Origin of the sequence: Chryseobacterium sp. KCF3-3 (assembly GCF_045865955.1) — a bacterium.
Taxonomy (GTDB): Bacteria; Bacteroidota; Bacteroidia; order Flavobacteriales; family Weeksellaceae; genus Chryseobacterium.
Map to the genome: position 1 here is coordinate 5,073,409 of NZ_AP035792.1, position 12,205 is coordinate 5,085,613.

Below are 12,205 nucleotides of genomic sequence, written 5' to 3' on the forward strand. Positions count from 1 at the left end.
TAATTCATGAAAAACATTATATTCAGTTTATTATTTATCCTAATGGGCATTCCTATTTCGGCTCAAAGGGATACAGACCATTGGTTTGCACCTTATTATGCTTCTACAAGTTATACACAGGCATTATACCTTTCTACTGACTCTGCCACCCCTTTTGTTGTTACAATTAACAATAACAATACTCCGATTGGCACTGTCACAATCAGCAAAAATGCCCCGCAAACCTTTGTTGTACCCATTGCCGTTATCGCAGCCAATGTTACATCAGACGCTTATAGTGTTATCACTAAAGGGTTACATGTACAAGGGACAAAGCCGTTCTACTGTTCATTAAGAATAGTAAGCAACACAACGCACGCAGAAATTATAACAAGTAAAGGAAAAGCTGGAATAGGAAAGGAATTTTATGTGGCCGGAACCCCTACAACATCATCACTGAGTGGTTATAACTTCACAGCAGGAATACTGGCAACCGAAAACAATACTGTAGTGACAGCAACCTGGAATGGAAATATAACCTTTTTTGGAGCAGCACCAGCTACTAATACACAGACGATCACTCTTAATAAAGGACAGTCTTTTATTTTTGCAGGTGGACCGGGAACAGGTGGCCAGAACCAATCTGCTTTTATTGGAGCTAAAATTGTTTCTGACAAACCCATTACGCTTACCAACGGAAATGTCAATGGAAATTTTGGAAATAATACAGGATCGGGCTCTGATGCCATCCTTGACCAATCTGTCCCTACAGAAAGGCTTGGAAGCACTTTTGCCATGGTAAGAACCAGATCTTCCACTGATGATCTGGAAGGAGGTATCATTATTGGAACGGAAGACCATACCCAGGTATTCATTAATGGTTCTACTACGCCTATTGCAACGATCAACAGTGGTGATTTTTACAGGATCACAGGAAACAATTATGTTCAGCAGGGAAATTCCGGACATTTTAATATGTTTATAACGACTTCAAAAAATGTTTATCTGTATCAATTGGTTTCAGTAAATAACAGCAGTGCTACATGTGGATACAACTACATTCCGCCATTGAACTGTTTTTTACCACGAAAAATTGACGAGATTGGAAAAATCAACGAAATGCCAACCGGAACAGGAACAACAAGCACTGTCCCGAACGGAACTGTAGTAAAACTCAATATTTTAACTGAAGCCGGAGCCAATGTAACCGTAAACGGAGCTCAGCCTCTCGCTTCAGAAGGGCCTTTTCCTTTAACAGGTAATAACAGCTGGGTGACGTATGCCATCCCTTCTATCACCGGAAATGTAACGGTTATTTCGGATAAAGCTGTAACCGCAGGGATTAACGGAGGATACAGCACTTCCGGATATGGAGGATATTTTGCCGGGTTCTCTTCTATTCCTTTGATTACCAAACAGACCGGAGAATGTATTCCTGGTATTGTTTTGGAAGTGGATGACAGCTATGATACCTATCAGTGGTATTTGAATGGAAACCCAATTACAGGAGCTAACGCCAATACGTATACACCACTGGTTTCCGGAAACTATACCATAAAAATTGCAGTAGGATCATGTACTCCGGCCATCACTCCGGTTTACAAAGTGTTTACATGTCTTGAAGAGTCTACCAAAGCAATGACTGTCTGCGAAGGCTATCAGGCTATAGTCCCTCAGTTTACCAATTCTACTCAAAACTATGTTCCTAGTACAGTAACTATTCTTACACCTCCGGCAAACGGTACAGCAACCATTGATCCGGCAGGAGTAATTACTTATGTTCCTAATTTCGGTTATATGGGTACAGACACCATCGTTTATAAGTTTTGTGGAAACAATCCTGACTTTACAGATTGTGAACAGGTCACATTAACCTTAACGGTTTCTGAAAGTCCAATTGTTAAAGATGCTGCCTTAAGATCATGTTTTGAACCTTCTAATCCTGTCCTTGGCATATTTAATTTAACCTCAGCAGGAGTGAATGTACAGCCAGGAACTATTAAACAATATTATCCTTCTCCTGCTGATGCCAATAGCGGAACCAATGAAATTCTGACTCCAGCTAATTATACCGCACCAGACGGAGTGGTTTATATTAAAGTAAGTAATGCCAACGGATGTTACAGAATTGCAGAAGTAACGCTTACCGTTATCCCTCCTACCTATTCAGAGGTACTAAAGGATAAAATTATCTGTATGGAAAATACCACCACACTGGATGCCGGCCCCGGATATACTTCTTATCTATGGAGTACGGGAGCAACAACCCCATCCATCAGCAATGTGGGAGTAGGAACTTATTGGGTAGATCTGAAAACCAGAGAATGTACTACCAGACAAACCGTAAAGGTTTATCCATCAGAAAATCCTGTTATTTCGGACATTAACATCAGTAATAATTCAGTTACCCTGGCTGTCATTGGAGGCACAGCACCTTATCAGTATTCAATGGATAATATCAGCTGGCAGAATGAAAATGTATTTACCAATGTTCCGCGAGGAAGCAATACTTTTTATGTAAAAGACAGTTATAACTGTACTCCTGTAGAGGTAGAAATCACAGTTCCTAATCTTATTAATATCATTACGCCTAATGGTGATGGAATAAATGATGTACTGGACTATTCTGCTTTGGCGGGGAAGCCTAATTTCACATTCAGTATTTATGACCGATACGGAAGTAAAATTCACGAAGGAGGCAAATTAAACAGCTATCAATGGGATGGCAGCATTGGCGGCAAGAAAGTATCTACCGGAAACTACTGGTTTGATATGGGCTGGAATGAGACCAACAGAAAACAGACTCCTATAAAATATACGGGATGGATTATGGTAAAAAACAGAAATTAATCAAACTTTTAAACCTCTATTTTAAGTATGAAAAAGCTATTATATATTTTCCTTATGTTATTTTCCGCAGTACTTTTTGCTCAAAAAAACAGTAATATAAGGTTTGCTGTGTACAATAATGTCATCGGAACTTCCAGTATGTTTGATCTTTATAAAAACAGCATTGAAAAGACGATTATTTTTAAAACCAAAGCTAATTTACCTTCTCATTTAAAGAAGTTTGATTATCTGGCTGACAACGGTTTAATAGAAATCAAGTTTAAAAAAAATGCAGGTTTTCCCGATAGTTTATCTCTGGAAATGCTGAATGAGCAGAACAATCTGCCCAAAGACAGACCTGTTTTTATTGAAGGATATCAGTTTAATGATACCACAACTCTGGTCTATAATGATATGATCAGTAACATTGAGCTTATAGATTCCAACGGACAGAAAAACATCCATATTTCAACCATAAGAAATTAATGCCCGTTTTGACGGAAATTAATTTAAAAGCAGAGGCTATTTCGAAATGAAATAGTCTCTTTTGTTTTTCACAATATTCGTAATCTTTATTTCAATAGTTTTGAAAACCAGACATAAATATCCATATTACCCGGAATATCCAGTTTTTTTCGCAGATTGTATTTTTTGGTTTGAACAGTTCTTACTGAAGTGTGGGTATATTCAGCAATTTCTTTGGTAGAGAAATTAAGATAAATGTAAGCACTGAATCTTATTTCCGAGATTTTCAAAGGAGAAACCTTCAGGAGCTCTTCAGTAAAACGGGGAGAATATTCATTGAAACGGGTTAAGAATTCAGCATTATTTTCTTTAGCAAGCTGTATAACCTCATTAAAAATGCACTCCTGTACCGGTGTCAGATAAAGCATATCAATTGTATCAGGATTTCTACTTTTATATTTTCTATAATAATTCCCAAAAAGGAATATAAACAAAACACCTATTACAATGCTTCCCAATAATATCCATCCTAGTCTTTGTGAGAATTTCTTCTCTTTTTTATCTTCAATATCTTCTTTTTTATCTATGATATCTTTTAACTCATCATTTTGCTTTTCTCCGGCAGTTTGAATATTCAAAAGTTCATTCACATAGAAAGCTGCACTATCTTTTTCTTTCATTTCTTCATACAGGCTTTTCAGCTCATTAGCTACAGGTTTTCGATAAGCCTCATTCTTAAAGTGGTTATTGGCAATTTTTTTACAGATCCAGAGGTAATGCTGTACATTTTTAAAGTCTTTTATTGTTCTGTAGTATTTTGCAGCATGAAATAGGGTAAAGTATAAGACACCTTTATCATTTGTTTTTTTTAAATCTGCCAATGATTCCTGCACATAGATCTTTGCAGAATCAAACTTGCCCAAATCAACATACACTGCTGCCAAATAAGGAGTAGCCTTATAACTCCAGGCTAATTGGGTTTTATGTATTTTATATTGATTATTTTTATTTTCTCTGTATATTTTGGAATATTGATAGGCAATTTTAATCTTCTTTAATGCCTTTTCGGTCTTACCCATTTCATTATAAAAACCTGCATACTGCCAATTGATCAGATAGGTATAATACGCATTTTTCTGCTCCATGATTTTTTCATACACCTCATCCATTTGCTGTAAGGCTTTGACCCTTTCTCCCACCCCATAATAAAGCATAGATTTTATCAGATTAAAGTATAAAACAATTTCAAAATCTTTTTTTTCATTGATTAAATTCTCTTTTTCTACTTTATCGATATAATAAAATGCTTTTTTAACATCACCATTTTTATTATAAATATTGGCCATTTTAAGATATCCTAATGCAATACAATCCTGGTAGGAATTCATTCGGCAGATGGTAATAATATTTTCAATTTTCACTATTTCTTTTGAACCGGAGGTACAAAATTCAATATCATAGAGAATATTCTTGAGCTCTTCTTCAGTTTGTTGTGCATAAAAAAGAGAAGAAATTAAAAAAAGCACAAAGCTTAGTTTTTTTAACATAATTACCACATACTATTTCATGCAATATTAATACTATAACAAAACAATTATAAACAAAATACATACGTATCACATACACAACATACACAAAACACAATTATCAATCACTTATGATACATAATTAACAATTATTTTTGACCGAAAATTATTTCAATATTTAAATACAATCCCGAAAATAAATAACATTCAAAAAACATTAAAACACTTTAATATGAATATGAAAAATTTACTACTTCACTTATTTCTGTTTATGACAATATTGGCAAAAGCACAGAATGACAACTGCTCCGGAGCCGCCCAAATGACTGTTGGAACAGATTTTACTTCAGGAGCAATTACTTCCAGTAATACGGGCGCCACTACAGACAATGCATTACCTGTTTGCAATTCGGACGCAGTAGAAAATGTCTGGTTTAAAGTAGCAGTTCCGGCTAGCGGAAATTTAACCTTAGAAACCCTGTCAGTTTCAAATTCGCCATTTGATGATTCCGTACTTACTGTTTATAGCGGAGACTGTAATTCTTTAACAGAAATTGCTTGTGACGATGATGATGGGGAAGATTTTTTTTCAAAGATCACATTAAACGGTCAAACTCCCGGAGCCATTTTATATGTGAGTGTTTGGAAATATAGTTCGTTTACAGGTAATGGAGAATTTCAGGTTTCCGCCTATGATAATACAATCTTGGCTACTCATGAAACTTTGAATAACAAAAAAGACATAACCGTATCACCTAATCCTTTTAATGATGTTCTGAATATTTCAGACATCTCAAAAGTCAAATCAATTACAGTTATTGATGCTTTAGGAAAGTTGGTTAAAACAATTGAAAAACCTTCATCTCAGTTGTATCTGAATGATTTAAAAACGGGATTATATCTTGTTACTTTAAAAATGACAGACGGAACTACAAAAACGATTAAAACAATTAAGAAATAGCACTTTTTTCAGAATCAGAAAATAGTTTTTAATATTTAGGATATCTTCTGCCTGCAGGTTTGTGTTATTTTCTGCAGGCACTTTTAAACTGGAAAGTTCAAAACACATTATACTTGCACAGAGGCTATTTCATATATGACATAGCTTCTGTTTTTTTATTGATATTTACATATGCTATTTCAATAATTTTGAAAACCATACATAGATATCCATATCAGTAGGAATATTGAGCTTTTTTCTTAAATTATATTTTTTGGTCTGTACAGTTCTTACTGAAGTAAATGTATAGTCTGCAATTTCTTTGGTAGAAAAATTCAGGTAGATGTAAGCACAGAACCTTATTTCTGACATCTTTAAAGGAGAAATTTTCAGCAATTCTTCTGAAAAACGGGGACAATATTCATTGAAACGGGGTAAAAATTCAGAATTATTTTCTTTAGCAAGCTGTATAATTTCCTTAAAGAGGCTCTCCTCAACAGGCAATTGATGAGGTATATCAATTTTATCCAAATTCTTACTTTTATGCTTCTTGTAGTAATAGAGAAAAAGAAATATGAAAAAAATACATACTATCACACTGGCTGATAATATGAAAAAAAGTTCATTGGTCTGTTTTTTTTGATTTTTATTTTCTAATTCATTCTGCTTATCCACAGAATCATTCAATGTTTGGTTTTGTTCCCGGTTTAAAGATTTTATTTCCAACAGCCAATTAGAATAGTAGCTAATACTGTCTTTTTGTCCCAGGCCCTCATACAGTGACTTAAGTTCTTCTGCAACAGCGATCTGATAATTTTCACTTTTATAATAATTGTGAGCAATATTTTTGCATTTCCATAGATAATATTGAGTCTTGGAATAATCTTTAATGGATTTAAAATACTTTGCAGCATACAAAGAGGTAATATATCTAATGCCTATTTCGTCTATCTTTTTTTCATTCTGAAGGGCTTCATCAATATAAATTTTTGCAGAGTCTGTTTTATTTAATTCCACATACATTCCTCCCAGATAAGCAGAAGTTTTGTAACTATTACTCAACCTATTTTTATCAATTCTATAACGATTTCCTTTATTTTCTCTATATATTTTGGAATATACATAAGCTTTCTTATAATATTTTAACGCCAGTTCCTTCTTATTTATTTCATTATATATGCCGGCGTATTGCCAATTGATCAGATAAATAAAATAAGCATTATCTTTTTTTATAGTCTCATCATAGATTTCATCCAATTGTTTTAGGGCAGTAATTCTTTCACCCAATTTCTGATATAATAAAGATCTCTGTAAATGAAGATAAAATATAACTTCGAAGTCAGTGTGGGAATTAATGAGGTTTTCTTTTTCCACCTTATCAGTATAATAAAAAGACCTCTTCATATCACTATTCCTATTATAGATATTAGCAATCTTGAGATATCCTAATGCAACACAATCATTATAAGAGTTTTTTTTGCATATCTCAATAAGGCTATCAATTTTTTTTATTTCTTTAGGTCCAGCAGTAGAAAAATTGATATCAAAAAGAATATTCTTTAGTTCTTCTTCCGTATGCTGTGAATAAAAAAAAGAAGAAATCAAAAAGAAGAAAATAGTCAGCTTTTTTACCATAACTCTATCAAACTATTAATACAATATTAACACTACGTTATTACCGATTTGCTTAAAATACATACGTATTACATACTACACATGACAAAACCGCAAGCAAACATCGTTTGAATTACAAAATTAGCAATTACTTTTGAATACTCGAATTTTATATTCATTTTTCGAATACCACTATTAAATACCTAATTTTTAAAATGAGAAAAACTCTATTATCATTATTTTTGATATCAGGTTTCTGTCTTTCCAATGCTCAAAGATGGGAACCATCTTCACAGAAAACATCTGATATCAGAAGAGAGGTTAAAATCAAGTTTGCTTACAAAACTGATATTAACGCATTGATACAGTTATTAAAAAATGCTGAAGAAACCGGAGCTAATGCAAAAGCAGTTACCATCCAGCTGCCAACTGCAGAAGGAACTATTGAAAAGTTTGCCGTGTACAGCAATCCTGTAATGGAAAAATCACTGGCTGAAAAATATGGATTGGGGTCCTATGTAGGAGTAGGAATTGATGATCCTTCCAAATATGTAAGATTCAGTACTTCACCTACGGACATGCAGTCCATGATCATTAAAGATGGAATTTTTCAGTTTATAGAACCTATCACAACAGATAAAAAGACTTACGGAGTATTCTATAAAACTCAGAGAACAGATTCTGAACATGGTTTTAGCTGTGGGATGGAAGGAAAAAAAGAACTGGATATTACATCTTTAAAAAAGAGCGGAAAAAACAAACTTCCAGGAATCAATATTACCGGAAGGCCTGCTGCATCCATGTACAGAACCTATAGACTTGCTCTGTCTGCAACAGGAGAATACACAACACTTTTTGGAGGGGCTGCCGGAGCTCTTGCCCAGATGAATGCTACTATGACCCGTGTCAATGGTGTTTTTGAAAAAGAATTTGCCATCCATTTGAACATCCAAAATTTCCCTGCTATCATCTATGCAGATGCTGCTAATGATCCTTATACAGATGATTTAAATGGCCAGCTGCAACAAACCTTAACTGCCCAGGTAGGTAATGCCAATTATGACATCGGACACGTCTTTAATGCAGCTGGTGGAAATGGAAATGCAGGCTGTATAGGCTGTATATGTACCAACCCAACCGTAGCAGAACCATTGGGTAAAGGTTCTGCGTTTACACAAAATCAGAATCCTGTGGGAGACACATTTGATATTGATTACGTAGCTCATGAAATGGGGCATCAGCTTGGAGGAAACCATACCTTCTCTACTGTTACAGAGGGCTCAGGTGTGAATGTAGAACCAGGAGGAGGAACAACTATTATGGCCTATGCCGGAATCACTGCCAACAACGTACAGATGAACAGTGATGCTTATTTCCATTACTCATCTATCAATCAAATCCTTACAAATCTTGAAGCTAAAGTGGGATGTGGAGCAGCTGAAAATATCGCTAACAATAATGCTCCTGCCATCACTCCTCTTGTTTCTTATCATATTCCTAAAGGAACAGCCTACTATCTGGATGCCAATGCTGTAGATGCTAATGGAGATCAGCTAACCTATAACTGGGAGCAATATGACAGCGTTGGATCTACAAACTCTATTTCAGGAGACAGTGGCTGGGGCTTTAATCCTGAGGGATCTCTTACCCGTTCTTTTTCAGCGGTTGCCTCTGGCAGAAGATATTTTCCAAGCCTTCCTATTGTGATGAGCGGCAAATTAACCAATAAAGAAACCTGGGAAACCGTTTCATATATCCCAAGAGTTTTACATTACGCTGTATCTGTTCGTGATAACAATGCAAACCGACCATTGACTATTTCAGCAGAAAACACAGTTACAGTTGGAAATGACGGACCTTTCAAGTTCAAAGGATTCAATGCTTCTTCTGCTCTGTATAATAATGCTTCCAACACTATTCTATGGGATGTTGCCAATACCAATCAGGCTCCTTATAATGTTGCCAATGTAAAGATTGAATATACAACCGATCTTGTTAATGGCTCTGCATGGACAGAACTAATTGCTTCAACGCCTAACGACGGTAGTTTTGATATACAGATGCCTGCTGCATTACAGGGAAATATTAAACTGAGAATTTCAGCAGTCGGAAATATATTTTATGCGGTATCTCCTACTCTGGCTGTAGGAACTGCTCCTGCTGCTTTAAACAATCCTCCAACAGGAATTGCTGCCTTTGAAAATGATATACTTAAAACCTCAGCAACTATTTCCTGGAATCATGTACCGGGAGCAACCTATTCTGTAAATTACAGAAAAGTGGGAACTGCAAACTGGTCTAACGCTTCCAGTACAGTAAATTCTGTATTATTGAATAATCTGGAAGATGAAACATCATACGAAGTTCGTGTTGCGTCAGTTATCAATAATGTTGCAGGAGCATTCTCTCCTGTTTCTACTTTCAAAACAAAAGGATTACGTACCGGATATGACTACTGTCTGATGACTACGGGAGGAAATACACTTAATTCTGATAATTTCAGTGGAATTCTAAGAGTAACTGTAGCTAATGTAGATGTAACAGCTAATGGAACCACTGTTCAGCATGCGTATAAAGATTATTCGGAAGATCCTGCCAAACTGATCCAGCTTACTCAGGGAGCTCAGTATAATTTGAATTATGTTGTTTATGCCAACCGCGCAGGAGGTAACTATCAGGATTGGATACAAGTCTGGATTGATTATAACAGAAATGGGGTATTTGAAAACACCGAAAGAATAGGAATCAACGGAGCAATTCCTAATGCCAACAAAAGGCATCAGAGTAACTTTGCTTTTGCTGTTCCGGCTAATGCTTACAATGGAGACAAAACATTAAGAATGAGAGTAGCCAGTGGTTTTTTCAATGCTTCAGCTGATGCATGTGCAAGCCCTTTCGTAAATGTGAACGGAGGAGGTGTTTATTCTAGTGGTTCAGTATGGGATTTCTCTGTAAAGATCAATGCTGCACTTGGGGTTAAAGAATCTGTTCAGTCATCATCTGATCTTGAAATCTACCCTAATCCTGCGGATACATTTGTAGAAGTGAAAAACCTTAAAGGGAAAGCAGATTACAAAATCTACAGCGCAGACGGAAGACTTGTTCAGGAAGGGAAATTGGAGGGCCAGAGAATCAATGTTGCTGCATTGATTAAAGGAATGTATGTGATCACTGTAAAGGATGACAAGACTACTTACAATACGAAATTAATCAAGAAATAGTTAATAATTAGTACCGTGTACCTGTAAGGTTATTCGTGATGCCTGCAGGTACTTTTTTCAACATTTTTTAAAACAGTACAGCCCAATCAGCCACTCATTATAAATCAAGATACATCATAAATATATATTATTACTTCATTAAACACATTTTTTAATTTTTTTAAATACTGTACCTGCAGTATAGATTGGGCTTTCTGCAGGTACTTTTCAAAAATTTTATAATAAAAACAGATCAAGAAAAGAATATAGCCTTATATTGATAAAAAAACATTTTTTAATCATCGTTTGTATTGTGTACCTGCATTAGAAGTGGTTTTCTGCAGGTACCTTTTTTAAAATAACTCTCAAAAAAACATACTATTATGATAAAAAAACTACTTTTTCTGATATGCACTGGTTTTTCAGTCTTATCATTCTGCCAATCCGATGAAGTTCTGTTTATCGGAAACAGTGTGACGTATTTTAATGACATGCCTGAAATCTTTAAAAATATTGCAGCTTCAAAAGGTAAAAATGTTTCCATAACGACACATACTCCGGGCGGAACCGGATTTGTAAATCATGTGGATGATCCTTCATTGTATCAAAAAATAAGATCTAAAAACTATAAATATGTCATTATGCAACCCGGAACAGGTGAATCTGCAGGCCATTCTTATCCTGTTACAGTAACGGCTGAACGAGGCCGCAAGATCAGAGATTCCATTCGTAAATACAGTCCTTGTTCCAAGATATTTCTGTATGAAATTCCCTATGGAGTACCCTCTGCGAATGAATACAATACCTATTTCACTTTTCAGCAGAAAATAAAGGATTCCATTACGAAGATGTCTAACCTGATGCAAGTAGAAATGGTTCCTGCCGGAGAATCTGCAAGACAATATTACAGTTCTAATCAGGATCTGGCTCTTCACGGATCTTATAATGATATTCATCCAGGACCCAAAGGAAGTTACCTTGTTGCAGCTTCTATGTATTCTGCGATTTTTCAGGATCATGTATTCCCTTCTACTTTTTATAACGGACTTACTCAAAACACTGCTGAAAATTTTCAGAACATAGCAGATCAGGTTTTCTTTAATAATACGGCACAATGGAACAGCAATGTGTTTCATCTTCATTCGGATTTTATTGCTGGAATTAATGGGACGACTGTTAATTTCACCAATCATTCCGCCAATTACACTTCGCAATCCTGGAATTTTGGAGATGGAACCACAGATTCTTCCTTGAACCCTGTTCATCAATATACTGCGCCAGGAACTTATACTGTCTCGCTTACTGTCATCAGAAATTCCTGTGCGGAAACTTTCAGTAAAACAATTACTATTGGTTCTCTGGGAACTGCGGATATGAATGTACAGCCTGAGCTTACATTTTACCCTAATCCTGTGAAAGATTTCTGTTACCTTAAAAGTAAACAGAAAATAAAGGACATTATGGTTTATGATATGGCTCAAAGAAAGCTTTTTGACTGGAAAAACCTTGACGCTTATGATATAAAATTAGATTTTTCAACTTATAGTAAAGGTGCTTATATGATCAGTATTCTTTATGAAAACGATCATAGAGAAAGTATTAAGATTATGGTTAAATAACTGCGAAAAGAGAACTCAAATGAGTTCTCTTTT

General features: G+C 35.3%; 7 protein-coding genes. 5 read left to right on the forward strand and 2 right to left on the reverse strand.

Annotated features, from left to right (window positions below):
- The first annotated feature begins 6 nt into the window (after positions 1-6).
- Together ACKTTZ_RS22650 and ACKTTZ_RS22655 are read left to right on the forward strand one after the other, a co-directional pair.
- Complete coding sequence (locus ACKTTZ_RS22650; protein ID WP_407846674.1) at positions 7-2,829, forward strand: T9SS type B sorting domain-containing protein; 2,823 nt, start codon at positions 7-9, stop codon at positions 2,827-2,829.
- A 27-nt stretch (positions 2,830-2,856) separates the two neighbouring features.
- The gene (locus tag ACKTTZ_RS22655; RefSeq protein WP_253317367.1) at positions 2,857-3,294 is read left to right on the forward strand and encodes a hypothetical protein; all 438 of its coding nucleotides are present in this window, start codon (positions 2,857-2,859) and stop codon (positions 3,292-3,294) included.
- 86 nt (positions 3,295-3,380) lie between these two features.
- Here the strand turns inward: ACKTTZ_RS22655 and ACKTTZ_RS22660 are convergent, their stop codons facing one another.
- On the reverse strand, positions 3,381-4,799 hold the full coding sequence (locus tag ACKTTZ_RS22660) for a hypothetical protein (RefSeq protein ID WP_407846675.1): 1,419 nt from the start codon (positions 4,797-4,799) through the stop codon (positions 3,381-3,383).
- A 238-nt stretch (positions 4,800-5,037) separates the two neighbouring features.
- On the opposite strand from ACKTTZ_RS22660, the gene ACKTTZ_RS22665 reads away from it, so the two are divergent.
- On the forward strand, positions 5,038-5,760 hold the full coding sequence (locus ACKTTZ_RS22665) for a T9SS type A sorting domain-containing protein (protein ID WP_407846676.1): 723 nt from the start codon (positions 5,038-5,040) through the stop codon (positions 5,758-5,760).
- Positions 5,761-5,934: 174 nt separating this feature from the next.
- On the opposite strand, the gene ACKTTZ_RS22670 is transcribed toward ACKTTZ_RS22665, so the two are convergent.
- Positions 5,935-7,374 (reverse strand): LuxR C-terminal-related transcriptional regulator, encoded by a 1,440-nt coding sequence (locus tag ACKTTZ_RS22670; RefSeq protein WP_253317369.1) that lies wholly within the window; start codon positions 7,372-7,374, stop codon positions 5,935-5,937.
- Positions 7,375-7,568: 194 nt separating this feature from the next.
- Here ACKTTZ_RS22670 and ACKTTZ_RS22675 point away from each other — a divergent pair, with 194 nt between their 5' ends.
- Together ACKTTZ_RS22675 and ACKTTZ_RS22680 are read left to right on the forward strand one after the other, a co-directional pair.
- Positions 7,569-10,574, forward strand: a complete 3,006-nt coding sequence (locus tag ACKTTZ_RS22675) for a reprolysin-like metallopeptidase (RefSeq protein ID WP_407846677.1) — start codon at positions 7,569-7,571, stop codon at positions 10,572-10,574.
- A gap of 362 nt (positions 10,575-10,936) precedes the next feature.
- Positions 10,937-12,172, forward strand: a complete 1,236-nt coding sequence (locus tag ACKTTZ_RS22680; RefSeq protein ID WP_407846678.1) for a PKD domain-containing protein — start codon at positions 10,937-10,939, stop codon at positions 12,170-12,172.
- The last annotated feature ends 33 nt before the right edge of the window (positions 12,173-12,205 follow it).